The organism is Streptomyces griseosporeus (genome assembly GCF_014656055.1).
GTDB lineage: Bacteria > Actinomycetota > Actinomycetes > Streptomycetales > Streptomycetaceae > Streptomyces > Streptomyces griseosporeus.
Map to the genome: position 1 here is coordinate 699951 of NZ_BNBR01000001.1, position 19623 is coordinate 719573.

A 19623-nucleotide genomic window follows, 5' to 3' on the forward strand; every position below is an offset into this window, starting at 1 on the left:
GGTTGCTCACTTCCCGCTGTCCTCCTCGATCTCCACGGCCTGGTCCAGGAAGCGGGCGAGCAGCACCACGACGGCGCAGGCCACCTCCATGCCGACGGCGGCGTTCAGCAGCGGCACGGTGCCGCCGGAGGACAGCGTGTTGAAGGTGCCGTACGGCAGCAGGGTGTTGGCGAGGAACGCGGTGCCCGCGAGGACGGCCGCGAGGCCGGTGACGACGTACGCGGAGACGGCGAGCGCGTCGCCGGCCTCGTACGCGCCGAGGGGGCGTACGCGTTCCAGGGCGTGGTAGTCGGCGCCGAGGTAGAGCAGGTGCAGGGCGGTCGCGGTGACGACGCCGCCCTGGAAGCCGCCGCCGGGGCTGAGCTGGCCGTGGGCGACGACGTACAGGCCGGTGAGGACGGCGACGGGCAGCACGAGCAGCGCGTAGCGGCGTACGGGCGGTGCTACGTCGGCCGGTTCGGGGCGGGCGCGGTGCTCGTCGCGGGCCTGGCGGAGCAGGACGACGCAGCCGAGGACGGAGGCGAAGAGGATGCTCGTCTCGCCGAGGGTGTCGAAGGCGCGCAGGTCGAAGTTGACGGAGGCGATCGTGTTGGCGGTGTGCCGGTGCAGGGCGGCGCGCACGGCCCGGTCGCCGTAGGGGTGCCGGTCGCCGCCGAAGGCGGGCAGGCGCAGGAAGGCCGCGGTGAACAGGGCCGCGAGGCCCGCGCCGCCGAGGGCGACGAGGCACAGCCGCATGCGCCGGTTCACCGGGGGTCCTCCTCGCGCCGGGGGCGCCGCCGCACCTTGCGGACCGTCAGGAGCAGCAGCAGCGGGGTGAGCGCGGCGCCGACGGCGAGCTGGGACAGGCCGACGTCGGGTGCCTGGAGGGTGGTGAACAGCACGGCGAGCACGACGCCGAGCACGGAGAGGACGAGCGCCTGGCGGGCGGGGTCGCGCGTGGCGACGGCCGCGGTGGCGGAGGCGGCCACCAGCAGCAGCGCGACGGCGATCACGGCGTCAGCCACCGCGCACCCCGCCGAAGCCGCCGGACAGGGCCCGGGAGGCGATGAGGTTGCCGCCGATCAGCAGGGCGCCGGTCACGAGGAGTTTCCCCATGGCGCGGCCGGGGCCGGTGGCCGCGCACACGGCGGCCACGGTGGCGGCGGCCACGCCCACGGTCGCCCAGGTGGCGGCGCGGGCGCGGGGCGGGTCGGCGGCCAGGTCGTCGGCGAGCAGCCGGGCGAAGACGAGGGTGCCGACCGGGCCGAGCAGGGCGAGGACCAGGGCGAGGTCGAGGTAGGAGGGGCGGTCGTAGCCCTGGGCGAGCAGCAGCAGTCCGGAGCCGGCGAGGACGGTGGCGAGGTTCTGGGCGACGGCGCGGCGGCGCAGCGGGCCGGTGGCGACGCCCCACAGGGCCGCGCCGAGGCCGCCGGTGAGGACGACGGCCGCCGCGAGGAGCCAGCCGTTCACCGGTCGGTCACCGCCCGGCGTGCGGCGCGGGCCGCGAGCGCGCCGACGGCCGCCGCGCCCGCGCCGACGGCGAGTTCGAGGGGGTCGACGGTGCTGATGAACACGAGCCACAGCCCGGCGAGCGTGGTCCACCACAGGGCCAGCTCGGCGGCGGCGGGCAGCGCCGCGCTGTTCGTACGCCGGTTCACGTCGCCACCTCCTCGGCCCCGGGGTCCGCTGCGGTCGTGCCGGTCTGCGGGCATCCAAACACCGCCCTCGCCACGGCAGGCGGCGGCGCGCGCGGGTCACCACCCGGAGTGCCCCGGGCGACGCAACGGAAACGCGGGGCGGGGACGCGCGGGCGCGAGGCAGGAGTGACGGTCGCGGGGCGGGGCAGGAGTGACGGTCGCGGGGCGGGGCAGGAGTGGCCGTCGCGGGGCGGGGCAGGAGTGGCCGCGGCGAGGCGGGTCCCAAGTGGGCACGGTGCGGCGGGTCCCAAGTGGGCACGGTGCGGCGGGTCCAGGTGGGCACGGCGAGGCGGTCCTGTCGCGGGACGGACCCGGAGTGTTCGCCGAGAGCCGGGGTAACCGGCTTAGCACGCCAGGAAGTTGACGCCCGGAGGAGCTGATGGTCCGTACCCGAGTACGCCCGCGCACGGACGCGCCGGCCCGCGCCGAGCGCCGTCCGCTGCCTCTCGTCGTCCGGTTGTTCGCCATGTTGTGCGCGTTCGTCCTGATGGTGGCGTTCGCGGTCGTGCTGGCCCGGCTGACGCTGCAACCCTCCCCCGCCTCGGAGGCGCTGACCCACAGCAACCTGCGGCCGGGGCGGTCGGTGCGGGCCTATCTGGACCAGCCGGGGCTGCGGGACGCGGTGAAGCAGATCGGCGGGAACCTGCTGCTCGGCGTGCCGTTCGGGGTGCTGGTCCCGGTCGTGGCGCCGCGGGCCCGGGGCATCCTGCGGGTGCTGGCGCTGACCGCGCTGGTGATGCTGCTGGTGGAGCTGGCCCAGGGCTCGCTGGTGACCGGCCGCGCCTTCGACATCGACGACGTCATCCTCAACACCACGGGCGCGCTGGTGGGTTGGCTGCTGCTCGGCCGGCGGCTGGGGCGGACGGTGCACAAGGGCCGCAAGACCCACAAGGTCTACGAGGCTGACGAGCGCGACGAAGCCGGGGAGCGCCGGTGAAGCTGACCGAGTGGTCCGTACCAAGGTCTTGACGCCCACTTAACTCACTTCTTAAATCAAGGGGCGACGCATTCACCCGTTCACCCCCACCCCCAGTCGGCACGCCCGTGTGCCGTACGGAAAGGGAATGCCGTGGCCTCCCCACGCCTGCTCCGCAGATGCCTGCTCGCCGCGCTCTCCGCCGTCCTGGCCGCCTCCGCCGCCGCCGGCACGGCCGAGGCGGGAACCACCGCCCCCGCCGGCGCCCAGGCTCCCGCGGTCGCCGCCGCCGCGACCTTCTCCGACACCTTCGACGGACCCGCCGGGGCGCCGGTCGACGGCTCCAAGTGGCAGCTGGAGACCGGCGACAACGTCAACAACCACGAGCGGCAGTACTACACGTCCGGGACGAAGAACGCGGCCCTGGACGGCCAGGGCCACCTGGTCATCACCGCCCGCCGGGAGAACCCGGCCGGCTACCAGTGCTGGTACGGCAGCTGCCAGTACACCTCGGCCCGGCTGAACACCTCCGGGAAGTTCGCCGCGCAGTACGGGCATGTCGAGGCGCGGATGAAGATCCCGCGCGGGCAGGGCATGTGGCCGGCGTTCTGGATGCTCGGCACCGACATCGGGCAGGTCGGCTGGCCGAACTCGGGCGAGATCGACGTGATGGAGAACGTCGGCTTCGAGCCGTCCGTCGTGCACGGCACGATCCACGGCCCCGGCTACTCCGGCTCCGGCGGCATCGGCGCCGCCTACTCGCTGCCGGGCGGGCAGGCCTTCGCCGACGCCTTCCACACCTTCGCCGTGGACTGGGCGCCCGGCTCGATCACCTGGTCCGTGGACGGGAACGTCTACCAGCGGCGCACCCCGGCCGACCTGGGCGGCAAGACCTGGGTGTTCGACAAGCCGTTCTTCCTGATCCTGAACCTGGCCGTCGGCGGTTACTGGCCCGGCGACCCGGACGGCTCCACCGCCTTCCCGCAGCAGCTGGTCGTCGACTCGGTGTCGGTGACCACGAGCGACACCGCCACCGGCCGGCCGATCCGGGGCCTGGGCGGCAAGTGCGTGGACGTGGCCGGCGCGAACACCGCCAACGGCACGCCCGTCCAGCTCTACGACTGCAACGGCACCCCGGCCCAGCAGTGGACGGTCGCCTCCGACGGCACGCTGCGCGCCCTCGGCAAGTGCCTCGACGTCACCGGCGGCGGCACGGGCGACGGCACGAAGGTCCAGCTCTACGACTGCAACAGTACCGGGGCCCAGAAGTGGGTCGTCACGGCGGCGCAGGACATCGTCAATCCGCAGGCAAACAAGTGCCTGGACGTGACCGACGGGAGCACGGCCAACGGCACGCGGCTGCAGATCTGGTCCTGCACGGGCGCGGCCAACCAGAAGTGGACGGTCGGCTGACCCGCCCCACGGGTCCGCTCAGCGCGGGGACCAGGTGAACTTGTCCCCGCCCACCCAGCGGACGACGTCCGGGTCGTCCGCGTCGTGCACCGTGATGCCGTACGCGGCGGCCGCTTCCAGGACGTCGGTGAGCGCCTTGGCCTCCCCGACGACCTCACCGTCGATTTCCACGATGCGAAACGGCGGATTGCCCGGCTGGACCCCGAGCACCATGATCCGCGGATGGGAGATGTGCGGGCTGCCAACTTCGGTCATGCCATCGAGGGTAAAGCGGAATCCGGCGTAACGGCTCATCCGGAGCGGCCGTCGAGGAGGTCCAGTACGGCCGCCTCGACGGCCCCCTGCGTGGCCGGGCGCCCGAAGTCCCCGTGCTCGCCCAGCCGGGTGAGGGCGGGCGCGATGGTCACGCCCTGCTCGAACAGTTCGAAGACCTGCGGGTCGATGTAGGAGCTGCGGCACACGGCGGGTGTGTTGCCCAGGTAGCGGCTGACCTCCTTGACGGCCCGCACGGTCTGCCGGTGCCGGGCCGCGGGGGTGGCGCGGGCCTCCTCGGCGGCCACCGCCACGGCGACGGCGGCGAGGACGGTGGCGTGCCAGGTACGGAAGTCCTTCGCGGTGATCTCGGTGCCGGAGAGCCGGCGCAGGGCCTCGTTCAGGTCGTCGCTGTGCAGCTCGTGCCAGGCGCGGCCCTCCCAGTAGGCCAGCAGCCGCTCTTCGGGGCGGCGCCGGCGCACCAGGGCCCGGACGACGGCGTGCGCCTGCTCGTCGACGAGGGCCCGGACCAGCTCGATGCCGCCCTTGGCCGGGAAGCAGAAGGAGATCTCGTCGCGGCCGCAGCGGACGTGCTCGCGCAGCATCGTCGTCAGGCCGTAGGTCTCGTTCTGCTTGGTGTGCCGGTCGCTGCCGACACGGAAGAAGCCGAGGTCGAGCAGGCGTACGGCACAGGCGGTGACGCGCGGCCGGGTCAGGCCGCGGCCCGCGAGGTCGGCGGCGACCCGGGCGCGCAGCTCGGGCAGGGCGCGGGCGACCTCGCGCACGTGCTCGTGCTTGGCCTGGTCCTGCTGGGCGCGGAACTCCTCGTGGTACAGGTACTGGCGGCGCCCCGCCTCGTCGGTGCCGACCGCCTGGAGGTGCCCGTGGGGCCAGGGGCAGATCCACACGTCGCGCCAGGCGGGCGGGACGGTCAGCGCGCGGACGCGGGCGAGCTGCTCGGGGTCGGTGAGCGGCTCGCCCCGCTCGTCGAGGTAGCGGAAGCCGCGGCCACAGCGCCGGCGGGTGAAGCCGGGCTGCTCCCAGGAGCTGGTGCGCAGGCGGACGGGGGTCTTGGGGTCGACCTTGACTTTGACCTGGGCCTTGGCCTTGCCGTTGGTCCTGCCCGTGCGCTTGCCGTCGGCCTTGGTCTCGTCGCCGCTCTCGCCCTGCCGCGTCTGGCCGGGGACGGTCCGGCTGAGGGTCGTCTCCTTCACGGTGCCCCGCTCAGGGCCGGCGCCAGTCATCGCTCTCCAGGTGCGAGCCGGCCTGCGGGCGCATCCGCAGCATGCCGCCGTCGACCGACCAGGAGGCGCCGGTGACATAGGAGGCGTCGGGGCTCGCCAGGAAGGCGATCACGGCGGCGACCTCGCGGGCGTCCCCGGGCCGGCCGAGGGGCACGCCGGGCCGGGACTCGGTGTGCACGTCGGTGTCCTCCTGGCCGGTCATGGGCGTGGCGATCTCGCCGGGGGCCACCGCGTTGACGGTGATGCCGTGCTCGGCCAGTTCCAGCGCCATGACCTGGGTGAGCAGGCCGAGGCCACCCTTGGCCGCGCAGTAGGGGGCGGCGCCCACGCGGGGCTGGTGCTCGTGGACGGAGGTGACATTGACGATCCGGCCGCCCTCGCCCTGCCGGATCATGTGCCGGGCCGCCTTCTGCCCGCACAGGAACGGGCCGACCAGGTCGACGTCCAGGACCCGTCGTACGTCGGCCAGCTCCAGGTCGAGGAAGGGCGTCATGGTGCCCGTACCGGCGTTGTTGACGAGGACGTCGAGGCGGCCGAGGCGGTCGCACAGCGCGTCGACGGCGCCGGCTGCGTCGGGCAGCCGGGTGAGGTCCATCTGCTCGACGGCGGCCCGCCGCCCGAGGGCGCGGACCTCGTCGGCGGTCTCCTCGGCGCCCTTGTGGTCCTCGTGCCAGGTGATGCCGATGTCCATGCCCGCCCGGGCCAGCCGCACGGCGGTGGCCCGCCCGATGCCGGAGTCCGCACCGGTGATCACGGCCGCTTTCCCGGAGTGCGGGGTGGGGTCGGCGGTCATGGCGTTCCTCCTCACGTCACGTAACCGGACGAGTCATCGCAGTACCCGGGCGGGGCCGGGACAAACGGGAGGCGGGTGGGGCGGGGGGAGCCGGGGCCGGCGTCCCGTTCGCCGTGCGGGGGCAGGGGCGCTGGGGAACCCTGGGGGCTGGAGGAGGTGGTCATGGAACCTGCCGTGGCTCTGGACCGGATCGCCTTTCTGCTGGAGCGGTCCCAGGCGCCGACGTACCGCGTCCGCGCCTTCCGTACCGCCGCCCGCGTGGTGCGGGAGCTGCCCGAGGCGGAGCTGCGTGAGCGGACCGCGGCCGGGACGCTGGAGGCGCTGCGCGGGCTCGGGCCGAAGACCGCGCAGGTGGTGCGGGAGGCGCTGGACGGGCAGACGCCCGGCTATCTGCGGAAGCTGGAGGAGGAGGCCGGCAAGGCGCCGGCCGTGCGCGGCGGGGAGCGGTTGCGGGCCCTGCTGCGGGGCGACTGCCATCTGCACTCCGACTGGTCCGACGGCGGCAGCCCGATCGAGGAGATGGGCCGCGCCGCCGCCGAGCTGGGGCACGAGTGGGCCGTGCTCACCGACCACTCGCCCCGGCTGACCGTGGCCCGCGGCCTGTCGCCCGAACGGCTGCGCGAGCAGCTGGAGGTGGTGGCGGAGCTGAACGCGACCTGGGCGCCGTTCCGGCTGCTCACCGGTATCGAGTGCGACATCCTGGAGGACGGCTCGCTCGACCAGGAGCCCGAGCTACTGGAGCGGCTGGACGTGGTGGTGGTGTCCGTCCACTCCAAGCTGCGGATGGACGCGCGGGCGATGACGCGCCGCATGGTGGCCGCGGTACGCAATCCGCACGCCGACGTGCTGGGCCACTGCACGGGACGGCTGGTCACCGGGCGGGGGCGGCCGGAGTCGCAGTTCGACGCGGACGAGGTGTTCGCGGCCTGCGCCGAGTCGGGGACGGCGGTGGAGATCAACAGCCGCCCGGAGCGGCTGGACCCGCCGCGGCGGCTGCTGCGGCAGGCGGTCGAGGCGGGCGTGCTGTTCTCGATCGACACGGACGCGCACGCGCCGGGTCAGCTGGACTGGCAGATCAACGGCTGTGCGCGGGCCGAGGAGTGCGGGGTTCCGGCGGAGCGGGTGGTGACCGCCTGGTCGGCGGACGAACTGCTCGCCTGGACGCGCGAGGGCCGGGTCCCGGCCGGCGTGACGGGCGGCTGACCTGGGGTACCCGGGCGGCTCACGAGCCGCGGGAGAGGCGGAGAGGAGTCTCATGGAACGCGCCGCCGTGTTCGACGTCGACGGCACCCTGGTCGACACGAACCACCTGCATGTGACGACCTGGTGGGAGGCCTTCCGGCAGGCGGGCCACCGGGTGCCGATGCATGCCGTCCACCGGGCGGTCGGTCTGGGTTCGACCGACCTGATCGCCCATCTCCTGGGCGAGGACCGCGACAAGGAGCAGGACGAGGAGCTGAGCGCCGCGCACAAGGCGCTGTACGGGCAGTACTTCGACCGGCTGCCGGCGTTCGCGGACGCGAGAGAGCTGCTGCGGCGGCTGCACGGGGACGGGTGGGCCGTGGTGCTCGCCACCTCGGCGAGCGGGCCGGAGCTGGAGGCGCTGCGGCGGGCCATCGACGCCGACGAGGCGATCACGGCGACCGCGAGCGCGGACGACGTCGAGGAGGGCAAGCCGGCGCCGGAGCCGGTGGAGCACGCGCTGGAGCTGGCCGGGGTGCCGGCGGAGCGGGCGGTGTTCGTCGGGGACACGGTGTGGGACATGCAGACCGGGCGCCGGGCCGGGGTGCGCTGCGTGGGGTTGCTGTGCGGCGGGATCCCGCGCGCCGACCTGGAGGAGGCGGGGGCGCAGGCGGTGTACGGCGACCCGGCCGATCTGCTCGCCGGGCTGGCGGGGAGCCCCCTGGGCGGCGCGGGACCGGACGAGTGACGCGTATCACCCCGTACGGGGACGGACGGGGGAACACCCATGCGTGGTTGTCCGTTGAACGACTCGTGGGTGCGGACGGGACAGTGTCCCCGGGCCTCACCTTTTGCCCACAGGGACGATCGTTCGGCTGAAGCCCTGTGGAGCCTTTCGCCGAGAGGCGACCGCCGTCCGCGCCCACACCTCGTACCGCCCCGACCGTGATGCCCCCGTCCGGTCGGGGCTTTTCTCCGCCCTGGCCCGGGTGCGCCCGTCGCGCTTGACTTCGAGCGCACTCCAATCCGTAGCGTGCCGGACATGAGTGACACCGCACAGCACAGCATCGGCTCGGGCTTCGGCGCCGGGTCCACCGCGGACGACGTCCTCGCGGGCATCGACCTCACCGGGAAGCTCGCCCTCGTCACCGGCGGCTACTCGGGCCTCGGCCTGGAGACCACGCGTGCCCTGACCAAGGCCGGCGCCCGGGTCGTGGTGCCGGCCCGGCGCCCCGCCACCGCCCAGGAGAACCTCACCGGCATCGACGGCGTCGAGGTGGACGACCTGGACCTCGCGGACCTGGACAGCGTCCGCCGCTTCGCCGACCGCTTCCTCGGCTCCGGCCGCACCCTGGACATCGTGATCAACAACGCCGGGATCATGGCCTGCCCCGAGACGCGGGTCGGGCCCGGCTGGGAGGCGCAGTTCGCCACCAACCACCTCGGCCACTTCGCCCTGGTGAACCGGCTGTGGCCGGCGATCGAGCCGGGCGGCGCCCGCGTGGTGTCGGTCTCCTCGCGCGGCCACCACTTCTCCGGCATCCGCTGGGACGACCCGCACTGGCGGCAGGGCTACGACAAGTGGGCGGCGTACGGCCAGGCGAAGACGGCGAACGTGCTGTTCGCCGTGCACCTGGACCGCCTCGCCCGGGACCGCGGCGTCCGCGCCTTCTCGCTCCACCCCGGCGGCATCCTCACCCCGCTCCAGCGGCACCTGCCCAAGGCGGAGATGGTGGAGCGCGGCTGGATCGACGAGGACGGCAACGTCCTCAACCCCGAGGGCTTCAAGTCCCCGCAGCAGGGCGCGGCCACCCAGGTCTGGGCGGCGACCTCCCCGCAGCTGGACGGCCTGGGCGGCGTCTACCTGGAGGACTGCGACATCGCCGAACCGGCCGGCCCCGACGGCGACCGCACGGGCGTCGCCTCCTGGGCGACGGACCCGGAGCAGGCGTCCCGCCTGTGGGACCTGTCGGCGGAACTGACGGGGGTGAACGCGTTCGTGGGCTAGCGGGGACCTGACGCGCCGTCGGCCCGGTGGCGCCGTCGGTGGGGCGGTGGTGTGCTGGAAGGGTCTTCGGGAGTTTCCATGCGGCATCTCCGGCTCTCCTCCTCCGCTCCCCCGCCGACGGCTGCGCGGGCCGCTCCGGCCGGCGCCTCGCGGGCCGCTCCGGTCGCCCGGGGGTCGGGGATGGTGCCCGTGCGGGAGATGGTGGCCGCCTGGATCGTGGTGGGGGTGGTCGCCGGGCTCGCCTGGGTGCTCACCGTCGGGCAGGCCCGGGACATGGGCGTGGAGCCGGGCACGATGGGGCTGGCGCTGCCGCTGTTCCTGGTGCTGTGGGTGACGATGATGGCCGCCATGATGCTGCCGTCGATGGCGCCGGTGGCGATCACCTGGGTACGGGCGATCGGCCGCCGCTCCTCCGGCTGGACCCGGGCCGCGCGCACGGCCGGCTTCGTGGGCGGCTATCTGCTGGTGTGGACGGCGTTCGGGCTGCTCGCCTACGGGGCGCTCGCGCTGACCGGCGCCCTGGTGGCGGACCATCCGGACGCCGGCCGCTGGATCGGCGCCGGCGCCTTCACGCTGGCCGGGCTGTACCAGCTGGGCCCGCTGAAGAACGTGTGCCTGCGGCACTGCCGGGATCCGATGGGTCACCTCATGCACTACGCCGGGTTCCGGCCACCCGCCCGGGATCTGCGGGTGGGGCTGCATCACGGCGCGTACTGCGTGGGCTGCTGTGCCGGGCTGATGGTCGTCCTGGTGCCGCTCGGCGTGATGAACCTGGCGGCGATGGCCGGGCTGGCCCTGGTGATCTTCGTCGAGAAGCTGGGGCCGCGCGGCCCGCTGCTGGGCCGGCTGGTGGGCGTGGCCTTCCTGGTCCTCGCGGTGCTGGCGCCGTTCCAGTCGTGGGTGCTGCCGGGGCTGCAGGAGCCGATGCCGTCGCCCATGGGTGGGATGTGACACCGACCCCTCGGGTGCCGGTCCCCCGGGTGTGATGCCCTCGTCCGCCGCTCACCGCCTGGTGGTGCGGTTTGTCGACGTCCTTCGTCCTCGGACGTCAGACACGGCCCGTGGCCGCGCCCTCGGCCTCCTCACTGCTGAACCTGTACTGCGCCGCCTCGCCGTACGACCCCTGGAAGGTGAGCCCGAAGGCGTTCGAGCTGCCGCTGGTCGTGCCGGTCTGGTACTCGGGCGCGAACCCGAAGAGGGCGTTCCTGACCGTGGTCGGCGTGCCGTCCGGGCCGGTCAGCGGCTCGTACGACAGCTCGGTGCGGCCCTCGACCCTGACGGCCGGCTTGTCGCCGTCGGCCAGGGAGACACCGGCCCGCTGGGTGCCGAGGTACTCGCCGTAGAACTGCGACAGTTCGGCGAAGGGACCGCCCTCCCGGCCGGAGACGATGCGCTCCAGGGCGTCGGCCTGCTCGTCGCTCGCGCCGCTGTCCACGACCAGCCCGACCTTCCAGTCGCCCGAGGTCAGGTTGGACGGGAACTCGTTGTAGAACGCGAAGTCCACACCGGACAGGTCCAGGTCGCCCAGGTTCCCGTCCGCGATGTGGAAGACGGCCGAGCCGAGGCAGCCGAGGTTCCCCTCGGTGTCCCTGGGCTTGCCGTCGAAGGGGCAACTGCACATGATCGCGCAGGAGCATCCTGCGACGTAGTTGCCGGAGATGGTCCACGACATGGCTCCTCCGCTCCTCGAAGAGCGTCGGCGGTGAGCGTCGCTGTACTTCCACGCTATTCCTGTCAACAGAGGGTGTAAACGCCCGCGTGCGGTACTCGGTCAGCCGGTCCCGACCAGGAATACGGCCGAGAGGAGCCGACCGTGAGCAGTGCAGCGGACAGCAGGATCGTCGTCACGGGCGCCACCGGGAACGTCGGCACCAGTGTGGTCCGTCTTCTGTCGGAGGACCCCGCGATCGGGTCCGTACTCGGCCTGGCGCGCCGGATCCCGGACTGGACGCCGGAGAAGACGGAGTGGGCGGCGGTCGACCTGGCCTCCGAAGAGGCCGACCTCGCCGGGCACTTCGCGGGGGCCTCGGCCGTCATCCATCTGGCCTGGGCGTTCCAGCCGACGCACGATCCGGCGGTGACCTGGCGGACGAACGTGCTGGGCAGCATCCGGGTGTTCGAGGCGGTCGCGGCGGCCCGGGTGCCGGTGCTGGTGCACGCCTCGTCCGTCGGGGCGTACTCGCCGGGCCCGAAGGAGCGGGCGGTGGACGAGTCGTGGCCGACGCACGGCTGGCCTGACGCCGCGTACTGCCGGGAGAAGGCGTACCTGGAGCGGACGCTGGACAGCTTCGAACGCGAGCACTCCAGCGTGCGCGTGGTCCGGATGCGCCCGGCGTTCCTGTTCAAGCGGGAGTCGGCGAGCGAGCAGCGGCGCATCTTCGGCGGGCGTTTCCTGCCCGGCCCGCTGGCCCGGCCGGAGCTGCTGCCGTTCCTGCCCGACATCCCGGGCCTGCGGGTGCAGGCGCTGCACACCGACGACGCGGCCCGGGCCTACCGGCTCGCACTCGACACCGAGGTGCGCGGCGCCTTCAACCTCGCGGCGGAACCACCGGTCGACGCGCGGATGCTGGGCGAGATGCTCGGCGCGCGTCCGGTACGGCTGCCCCGGCAGGCGGCGCGCTCGGCGATCGCCGCCGCGTGGGGCCTGCATCTGCTGCCGGCCTCGCCGCACCTGTTCGACGCGGTGCTGCGGCTGCCGCTGATGGACTGCACGCGCGCCCGCGTGGAACTGGGCTGGCACCCGGAGCGTACGGCGCCGGAGGTGCTGGAGGAGTTCCTTGAGGGGCTCCAGCACGGGGCGGGCGCGCGGACGGAGCCGATGCGGGGGCGGAAGGTGGGCTGACCACCCCCGCTCCCCCGTGCTCGGCTCAGGCCCGGCTCACGCCGGTGACTCGTCCGGCACCGGCTGGTCGGGGTCGGACGCGTCGCCCTGCGGGGCGCCGCGGCGGCCCGTGCCGGCCTCGTCGGTGTCGGGGACGTCCGTGTCGGACTCCCCGGTGTCGCCGGAGGTGCCGATGGAGCCGCCGGAGTCCTGGCCCGGCTCGGTCTCCTCACCGGCGGCGCGGGCGGTCGACACGTCCCACGGGTCCTCGCCCTCGGTCACCTGCTGGTCGGGCATGTCCCGCGGGACCGGCGCGGCGGTCTCGGCGGGGTCGTCGGGGCGGCGGTCGGTCACGGCGTCCTCCCTTCGTGTCCCCCCGGCTCTTCCTGTCCCACAGCCACGTGTCCCCCCGCCGCTGCGGAGCCACGCGGGTACCTCCGGGCCGACCTGCGAAACCTCAGTGCGGGGCGCGCTCCGCGAGCGCCGTGCGCCAGGCCGGGGCCGGCCCCTCGGGCTCGGGCTCGGGCCGCCGCCCGCCACGGGCGAAGAAGTCGGCGAGCGGCAGGATCGCCGCGCCGACGGTGACCGCGTCCGGGCCGAGCCGGCCCAGTTCGACGGTGACCTTCTCGGCGGGGTGCCTGAGCGCGTAGGCGGTGGCGTGGCGGCGTACGGCGGGCAGGAACCGGGGCCCGAGCTGGAGGCCGGCCCAGCCGCCGATCAGGATGCGCTCGGGCTGGAAGAGGTTGATCAGGTCGGACAGCCCGGCGCCGAGGTACTCGGCGGTCTCGTCGAGGACGGCGCGGGCGACGGGGTCGGCCTCGGCGTCCGCGGCCGGGTAGGCGGCGGCGAGCATCGCGGTGAGCGCGCCCTCCTCGTCGGTGTCCCGCGGGGGTGTGCCGCCCGCCTCGGCCCAGCGGGCGAGCAGTGACTCGGCGCCCGCGTAGGCCTCCAGGCAGCCGAGCGCGCCGCAGCGGCAGCGGCGCCCCCGGACCCGTACCGTCAGATGGCCCCACTCCACCGCCCGGCCGCTGTCGACGTCGGGGGTGACGAGGCAGGCGCCGACGCCGGAGCCGAACAGGACGACGACGGCGTTGCGGGCGCCGCGTCCGCCGCCGAACCACATCTCGGCCTGGCCGAGGGTCTTGGCGCCGTTGTCGATGAGGTACGGGACGGTCGCGGGCAGCGGGGAGCCGTCGCGCAGCAGCGCCTCCAGCGGCACCGCGTCCCAGCCGATGGTCTGGCCGTGCACCACGGCGCCCCGGGCGGGGTCGCGCTCGACGATGCCGGGGACGCCGATGCCGACGCCGAGCAGCCGGTCGGGGGCGATGCCGGCGGCGGCGAGGACCTCGGCGACGCCGTCGCGGATGTGGCCGACGATCACCTCGACGTCGTAACGCTGGTGCTCCAGCGGGCGTTCGGCGCGGGCCAGCTCGGTGAGGCTGAGGTCGAACAGCTCGATGCGCACCCGGGTCTCGCCGACGTCCACGCCGATCATGTGGCCGCTGCCGGGCGCGACCCGCAGCAGGGTGCGGGGCCGGCCGCCGTCGGAGTCGACGCTGCCGGCCTCCTCCAGCAGGCCGTCGGCGACGAGGTCGGCGACGACGTTACTGACCGAGCCCGAGCTGAGGCCGGTCGCCGGGCCCAGCTCGAAGCGGCTGAGCGGCCCGTCGAAGTAGAGCCGTTGCAGCACGGCCGTGCGGTTGGCCCGCCTCAGATCGCGTACCGTGCGCCCGTTCCGCCCCGCCATGTGACTCCCTCCGAACCGTGCCCGACCTGCACCCTATCTCCGAGGGGTCCCGGAGCGCACCTTCCTCCAGCCCTTAATTCATGAAGCAAACTAAGCGGCGGGTCCGGGTGGGCCCGGGCCGGGCCCACCCGTACGGCGATCTCGTCCGGCGGCGCGGCGAGTTGGGGTCTCCCGGGCCGGCGCGGGCGGGGCCGGCCGGAGGGGTGCCGGGTGCGCCCGCTGCACCGCGGCACAGGCCGGCCGCGGGGAGCGGCGCGCGGCGTGGAGCGCGGCCGCGCGGGCCCGTTCCCGGGAGTCCGTCATCCTCTCCCCCCGCCTCCCCCTCGGCTCAGCCGGCCGCGTACACGTCCTCGACGTACCGCCCGGCGGCGATCAGCTCGTCCAGCCACCGCTCGGCGGCCGTCGTGTCGGCGCCCGGTGTGCGGCCCCGGTACAGCGTACGGAACGCCTCGCGGACACCGGGTGCCATCCGGGAACCGTCGCCGCAGACGTACACGCGCGCCCCGGCGTCCAGCAGCCGTCCGACCTCGCCGGCCTCGGCGGCGATGCGGTGCTGGACGAACAGCATCCCGTCCTGCGGGGCGGCGCTGAAGGCCGGGCGCAGCGAGACCGCTCCGGCGGCCTCGGCGGCGCGCAGTTCGGCGGCGTGCAGGAAGTCGGCGTCCGGCGCGTCGCAGCCGAAGTAGCAGAGCGCGGGGGCGAGTTCCGCTCCGGCGGCGAGGGCGGCGGCACGGTCGGCGATCGCGCCGCGGAACGGGGCGAGGCCGGTGCCCGCGGCCACCATGATCACCGGGGCGGAGTGGTCGACGCGGAACACCTCCCGGCAGGGCTGGATCCGGGCGTACACCGTGCCGCCGGGCCGGACCTCGGCCAGATGGCCCGAGCCGGTACCGCGGTAACGGCCCCTGCCGGAGCGCGCGGGGGCGTCCAGCACGGAGACCATCAGGTCGGCGTGGCGGGGGTCGGTGGCGGGCGAGGAGGAGATCGAGTAGGTGCGCGGACGCAACGGGGTGAGGATCTCCAGCAGGTGCGGCCAGTCCAGGGCGCCGCGCAGTGCCGGGTGGTCCTCGACGACCTCGACGAGGGTGCGCGGGTCGTCCGCGCCGAGCGCGGCGAGGGCGGCGCGCTCGGGCGGGCACGGGTTGGCGGCGGCCAGCGCGGCGAGCTGCCGGGGGGTCGGGCGCTCCTGCAACTCGACGTACCGGCTGAGCAGTTGCCGTACGGTCACCGGGCGGTCGACGGCGAGGCCGTCGCGGCGCGGGCGGGTCGGCCGGATGTCCAGGACGGTGTCCGGGTCGACGCCGAACGCGGCGGCGGCACGGTCGACGAGGGCGGCAGAGTTCGCGGGGAGGACGGCGAGGTGGTCGGCGGTGCGGTAGGTGACGCCGTCGGGCAGGGCGAGGCGGACGAACCGCTTGCGGCGCGGGTGACCGGGGGCGGTCAGGTCGTGGGCCTCGGTCACGGTCATCGGCACCAGACCGTGCCGTGCGGCGAGCGCGTCCAGCGGGCCGCCGGTCAGGGCGCGGACCTCGTACGCGGCCGTCGGCGCGTCGGCCGCTGGCGCGGGCGCGGGCGCGTCGGGGTCGCCGTACTCCTGGAGCAGGGCGGCGCGCAGCCGGACGGTGAAGTCGCGGACGGTACCGGTGAGGTCGCCCGAGGCGTCGGCGGCGGCGCGGCCGGTGAGGCGGGTGGCGCCGAGCGCGGCGAGGCGGTCGTCGATGCGGGTGGGGACCTGCTGGTAGGTGGCGGCCCAGTTGCGGTCGCCGACGCCGAGGACGGCGTAGAAGACGCCGGTGAGGTCGTGGTCCTCCTCCAGCCAGGCGGCGAAGGCGGTGGCGTCGTCGGTGGGGCGGCCGTTGTAGGAGGCGGCGGTGATGACGACGGGGCGGCCGGCGGGCAGGCCGCCGGCCCATGCGTCGAGCGGGGCCACCTCGGTCGTGCAGCCGAGCGCGGCGGCCTCGTCGGCGAGGCCGGCGGCGAACTCCCGGCAGGTGCCGTAGTTGCTGCCGTGCAGGAAGAGGACGCTCGTGCCGGGCCGGACCCGGGCGGGCAGGGCACGCGGGTCGGGCGTGTTCCCCGCCGGGGCGGGGGTCGCGCCGGGCAGCGGCGTGTGGGTGCGGTCGGCCGCGGTGCGCGGGGTCAGGGTGAGGGTGAAGCCGTCGGGCTTGAGGGTGAGGGTCTCCTTGACCCGGAGCCGGTAGCCGGTGTGGTCGTGCAGCCGGCAGCGGTGGACCAGCAGGGCGAGCAGCATGGTCGCCTCGTGCAGCGCGAACTGCCGCCCGATGCAGGCGCGTTCGCCGGTCCCGAAGGGCTTGTAGGCGTGCACCGGGCGGGCCGCCTCCGCCTCGGGGGTGAAGCGGGCGGGGTCGAACAGCTCGGGGTTGTCGCCCCACACGGGCTGCCGGTGCAGCATCGGCGTGAGCACGGTCACGGGCTGCCCGGCGCGCAGCGGCACCCGCCCGCCGAGCAGGGTGTCGTCGAGGGCGTGGCGGCTGAACGCGGCGGCGGTCGGCCACAGCCGCAGCGCCTCGTTGAGGACCTGGCGGGTGTACGTCAGCCTGCCGACCTCCTCGTACGTCGGCTCGGGGTCGGCGGTGTCGCCCCACAGGGCGTCCACCTCGCGCTGGACGAGCCGGAGCGCGGTGGGGTGCTTGGCCAGGTGGTAGAGGGCGAAGGACATCGCGCCGGAGGTCGTCTCGTGGCCGGCTATCAGGAAGGTGATGACCTGGTTGCGGATGTTCGCGGCGTCCAGGGTGGTGCCGTCGGCGGGGTGCCCGGCGGTGAGCATCAGTCCGAGCAGGTCGCCGGCGTCCTGCCGGACGAGGCCGGTGCGGGCGGCGATGACGTCGTCGACGACCCGCGCGAGGTGGGCGGCGTCGGCGCGGAAGGCGGCGTCGGCGGCGGAGTGGTCCTCGCCCGGGGTGCGGGCGAGGCGGGTCATGCTCCATTCCAGGCAGCGCACCATCGACTCGACGAAGGGGTGCGGCTCGGTGCGTTCGAAGGAGCCGAAGTCGTAACCGAACCCGGCCAGTCCGATGGTGTCGAGGGTCATCCGGGTCATGTCGTCGGGGACGTCGACGGGCCGCCCGGCGCGAGCGGCGCGGTCCCAGGAGTCGATGAGCCGTCGGGCCACCCGCAGCATCACGGGGTGGTACGCGCGCATCGAGCCGAGCGCGAAGGCGGGCATCAGGATGTCGTGCGCCTTCGCCCAGTTGGGCTCGTCGTTGTACGCGGTGAACAGGCCGTCGGCGGCGAACTCGCGGACGTTCTCCAGGGCGGGCCCGATGTGCTTGGCGAACCGCTCCTCGTCCGCCAGGTCCGTCACCAGGTCCAGGTCGGCGACGAACAGGGTGTCCCGGCCGTGCAGGCGCCGCAGGAGGACCGGCCCGTGCTCCCGCATCAGGTCCATGACCTGCTGGATCGGGGTGATGCCGGGGCCGGTGGCGGAGATGTCGACGACGGGCACGCCGTCGCGGGGGCCGGCGGTGTGGGGGCGCAGTGCGGTGGGGGGCATGACGCGGCAACTGCCTTTCGCTGTGCGGACTTACGGATCAAGCGTGATCCAGGGAGCCCGCCCGCCCGTGCCGCGCGACTGCATGATTGTGTAGTGCACGGATGCGTGTCGCCCTTGCGCCGGACGGCAGGAGGTGTGCTGGTGGACCGGTCGCGGCAGGAGGCCGTGGTGTGGCGCAACCGCGCCCTGACGCTCTTCGACCGGGTGACGGTGCCGGTCGCGGTGTGCGATGTGTACGGCGCCGTCCTGCTCGCCAATCCGGCGATGGCCGCGGAGTGCGGTACGACACCGGGGCGGCTGCGGGGCCGGGAGGTGCTGGAGCTGTTCCGGCCGCGGCGGGCCGGGCAGGTGGAGCGGATCGCCGAGGCGCTGCGGCTGCGGCACCGCTCGCGCTACCAGGTGTCGGTGCGCTGGACGGCGCCGGGCGGTGGCGCGGAGCGGTACGGCGAGCTGACGGCGGACCCGGTCAGCGACACGGTCGAGGAGACGCCGGCGCTGCTGGTGATGCTGCGGGTGCTCGGCGAGCGCGCGGCGCGTCCGCGGACGCCGGTGGAGGTCTCACCGGTGGAGGCCCGCATCCTGGCCCTGCTGGCGGGCGGCGCCACCACGGCCCGCGCCGCGCGGGAGACGGGACTCAGCGCGGACGGGGTGACCTATCACCTGCGGCGCCTGTCGGCCCGCTGGGGCGCGGCCACCCGCACGGAGCTGGTGGCGCGCGCCTACGCGCTGGGCGTACTGGAGGCCGGGGTGTGGCCGCCGTCGGCGTCCCGGTCCGTGGTGCCGGACGGGGACGGGGCCCTTCGGGGCGGATCCGGCGTCGCACCGGACGGCGAGGACACCGCGCGGGGCGGATCCGGCGTCGCAGCGGGAAGGCCGGGCGGGGCCGGGGTCGTGCGGGGTGCGCTTGAGAGCGCTCCTGGAGCGTCAGAGGCCGTGCCGGGCAGGCCGGGCGGGCCGGGGGTCGTATGAGGTGCGCCGGCGGGCAGCCCTGACCGGGCCGAGGCCGGGCCGGGAGCGCCGGGCGGACCCGGAATCGTGCGAGGCGCGCCGGCGGGCAGCCCTGGCGGGGTCGAGGCCGGGCCGGGAGCGCGGGGCGGACCCGGAATCGTGCGAGGCGCGCCGGCGGGCAGCTCTGGCGGGGTCGTGCGGGGTGCGCCCGAGGGTAGTCCTGGCGGGGCTGAGACCGGGCCGGGAACGCCGGGCCGGTCCGAGTAGGCGGTGCCCGCGCCCTCGGGCGCGCCGAAGCGGGCCAGGGTGTGCCAGACCATCTTCAGGTCCTGCAGCACGTACCGGCCGGTGCGCGCGGCGTCCCCGATGACCCGCGGATCGATCACCCCGTCGCGGGCGATGCGGGCCCCGAGGTCGGCGAACTCCCGGCCGCGGTAGTCGGCGTGCCGGTACAGCCCGGCCACGGTGATCCGGTAGCCGGGGTGCCACTCGACGGGGCAGGGCAGCAGGCGGGCCGCCGCCTCGACGGGCGTGCCGCGGTAGCAGGCGTCGAGGACGAGGGCCTCGACGTCGCGGGCGAGGTCGACGCCGCCGTGCACATGGGCCTCGATGTAGTCGTTGAGCGGGTCCCGCTCGTCGGCCTCGGCCAGCGCGATCAGATGCATGCCGGCGGCGACGCCGAAGTCGGCCGGTTCGGCGGCGCTGTCGGGGTAGCAGAACGTGCTGCGGGCGAGGACGGCGGGGGCGAGGCGGAAGTGCGAGGAGCCGAAGCGGGGTGCGGCGCCGACGACCTGGTGCCGGAAGTCGAGGGCGCCGTAGACCGGCCGCTCGTGGGGTGGCGCGGCGTCGTAGGCGCCGCCGAAGATGCGGCTCTCCCAGCGCCAGCGGTCCCCGCCGGGGTGGGCGGTGAGGCCGCCGTTGCTGGTGCCGGTGACGAACTGGGAGTGGTAGACGCCGTCCCGCGCGAGCGCGTGCAGCAGGGGCGACCCGCCGCTGGCGAGCCGGTCGGGGTGGAAGTTGAGCGTGATGCGCAGCCCGTCGGCCACGGCCGGCCCGGCCGAGCGCGCGGCGACGTGCCGCAGTGCGGCCGCGGCCCGCGGCCCGGCGAC

The 19623-nt window shown here is 74.9% G+C and carries 18 protein-coding genes and 2 pseudogenes; 8 read left to right on the forward strand and 12 right to left on the reverse strand.

Features of this window, described 5'->3' with window-relative positions; genetic code table 11:
- Positions 1–6 precede the first annotated feature (6 nt).
- Genes IE308_RS03145 through IE308_RS03160 form a run of 4 tightly spaced genes read right to left on the reverse strand, consistent with a single transcriptional unit; the run spans position 7 to position 1637 of the window.
- Complete coding sequence (locus IE308_RS03145; RefSeq protein ID WP_190216476.1) at positions 7–747, reverse strand: MnhB domain-containing protein; 741 nt, start codon at positions 745–747, stop codon at positions 7–9.
- Positions 744–1004: a hydrogenase subunit MbhD domain-containing protein gene (locus tag IE308_RS03150; RefSeq protein WP_110634502.1), complete on the reverse strand. Its 261-nt coding sequence runs from the start codon at positions 1002–1004 to the stop codon at positions 744–746. Before IE308_RS03150 ends, IE308_RS03145 begins: the two co-directional genes overlap by 4 nt.
- Positions 997–1449: a monovalent cation/H+ antiporter complex subunit F gene (locus IE308_RS03155; protein WP_190216477.1), complete on the reverse strand. Its 453-nt coding sequence runs from the start codon at positions 1447–1449 to the stop codon at positions 997–999. Before IE308_RS03155 ends, IE308_RS03150 begins: the two co-directional genes overlap by 8 nt.
- Positions 1446–1637, reverse strand: a complete 192-nt coding sequence (locus IE308_RS03160) for a hypothetical protein (RefSeq protein WP_190216478.1) — start codon at positions 1635–1637, stop codon at positions 1446–1448. The genes IE308_RS03155 and IE308_RS03160 overlap by 4 nt, the downstream gene beginning before the upstream one ends.
- Before the next feature lie 418 nt (positions 1638–2055).
- Here IE308_RS03160 and IE308_RS03165 point away from each other — a divergent pair, with 418 nt between their 5' ends.
- The gene (locus tag IE308_RS03165) at positions 2056–2613 is read left to right on the forward strand and encodes a VanZ family protein (protein ID WP_190216479.1); all 558 of its coding nucleotides are present in this window, start codon (positions 2056–2058) and stop codon (positions 2611–2613) included.
- Positions 2614–2745: 132 nt separating this feature from the next.
- Positions 2746–4005 carry a lectin gene (locus IE308_RS03170; protein ID WP_190216480.1) on the forward strand — a complete coding sequence of 420 codons (1260 nt, stop codon included), beginning with the start codon at positions 2746–2748 and terminating at the stop codon, positions 4003–4005.
- Between the two features lie 18 nt (positions 4006–4023).
- Here the strand turns inward: IE308_RS03170 and IE308_RS03175 are convergent, their stop codons facing one another.
- The 3 genes from IE308_RS03175 to IE308_RS03185 all read right to left on the reverse strand — a co-directional run bounded on the left by IE308_RS03175 (position 4024) and on the right by IE308_RS03185 (position 6294).
- Entirely contained in the window at positions 4024–4260 is a 237-nt protein-coding gene (locus IE308_RS03175) for a hypothetical protein (RefSeq protein WP_110634488.1), read from the reverse strand.
- Positions 4261–4295: 35 nt separating this feature from the next.
- On the reverse strand, positions 4296–5315 hold the full coding sequence (locus IE308_RS03180) for a DNA topoisomerase IB (protein ID WP_229908758.1): 1020 nt from the start codon (positions 5313–5315) through the stop codon (positions 4296–4298).
- Between the two features lie 166 nt (positions 5316–5481).
- Positions 5482–6294 (reverse strand): SDR family oxidoreductase, encoded by an 813-nt coding sequence (locus IE308_RS03185; RefSeq protein WP_190216482.1) that lies wholly within the window; start codon positions 6292–6294, stop codon positions 5482–5484.
- A gap of 162 nt (positions 6295–6456) precedes the next feature.
- Here IE308_RS03185 and IE308_RS03190 point away from each other — a divergent pair, with 162 nt between their 5' ends.
- From IE308_RS03190 to IE308_RS03205, 4 genes are all read left to right on the forward strand, one after another.
- Entirely contained in the window at positions 6457–7497 is a 1041-nt protein-coding gene (locus IE308_RS03190; protein WP_110634482.1) for a PHP domain-containing protein, read from the forward strand.
- 52 nt (positions 7498–7549) lie between these two features.
- Complete coding sequence (locus IE308_RS03195) at positions 7550–8224, forward strand: HAD family hydrolase (RefSeq protein ID WP_190216483.1); 675 nt, start codon at positions 7550–7552, stop codon at positions 8222–8224.
- A 294-nt stretch (positions 8225–8518) separates the two neighbouring features.
- A complete protein-coding gene (locus IE308_RS03200; protein ID WP_190216484.1) occupies positions 8519–9484 on the forward strand; it encodes an SDR family NAD(P)-dependent oxidoreductase in 966 nt (321 codons plus the stop codon).
- 180 nt (positions 9485–9664) lie between these two features.
- Positions 9665–10435 (forward strand): DUF2182 domain-containing protein, encoded by a 771-nt coding sequence (locus tag IE308_RS03205; RefSeq protein WP_229908759.1) that lies wholly within the window; start codon positions 9665–9667, stop codon positions 10433–10435.
- Positions 10436–10532: 97 nt separating this feature from the next.
- Here the strand turns inward: IE308_RS03205 and IE308_RS03210 are convergent, their stop codons facing one another.
- Positions 10533–11156: a DUF1326 domain-containing protein gene (locus tag IE308_RS03210; RefSeq protein WP_190216486.1), complete on the reverse strand. Its 624-nt coding sequence runs from the start codon at positions 11154–11156 to the stop codon at positions 10533–10535.
- A 141-nt stretch (positions 11157–11297) separates the two neighbouring features.
- Between IE308_RS03210 and IE308_RS03215 the strand changes: the two genes are divergently transcribed.
- Positions 11298–12326, forward strand: coding sequence for an SDR family oxidoreductase (locus IE308_RS03215; protein ID WP_110634468.1), 1029 nt, complete (start codon positions 11298–11300; stop codon positions 12324–12326).
- A gap of 36 nt (positions 12327–12362) precedes the next feature.
- Here IE308_RS03215 and IE308_RS03220 read toward each other — a convergent pair whose 3' ends face one another.
- The 3 genes from IE308_RS03220 to IE308_RS03230 all read right to left on the reverse strand — a co-directional run bounded on the left by IE308_RS03220 (position 12363) and on the right by IE308_RS03230 (position 17566).
- Positions 12363–12659 (reverse strand): hypothetical protein, encoded by a 297-nt coding sequence (locus tag IE308_RS03220; protein ID WP_190216487.1) that lies wholly within the window; start codon positions 12657–12659, stop codon positions 12363–12365.
- Between the two features lie 103 nt (positions 12660–12762).
- Positions 12763–14052: an ROK family transcriptional regulator gene (locus IE308_RS03225; RefSeq protein WP_190216488.1), complete on the reverse strand. Its 1290-nt coding sequence runs from the start codon at positions 14050–14052 to the stop codon at positions 12763–12765.
- Between the two features lie 328 nt (positions 14053–14380).
- Positions 14381–17566 (reverse strand): cytochrome P450, encoded by a 3186-nt coding sequence (locus tag IE308_RS03230; protein ID WP_190216489.1) that lies wholly within the window; start codon positions 17564–17566, stop codon positions 14381–14383.
- A 141-nt stretch (positions 17567–17707) separates the two neighbouring features.
- Here IE308_RS03230 and IE308_RS03235 point away from each other — a divergent pair.
- Positions 17708–18337: pseudogene (locus tag IE308_RS03235) on the forward strand (PAS domain-containing protein); the annotation flags it as partial.
- Between the two features lie 401 nt (positions 18338–18738).
- On the opposite strand, the pseudogene IE308_RS03240 reads toward IE308_RS03235, so the two are convergent.
- Positions 18739–19596 (reverse strand): annotated as a pseudogene (locus IE308_RS03240) (DUF3626 domain-containing protein); the annotation flags it as partial.
- Positions 19597–19623 lie beyond the last annotated feature (27 nt).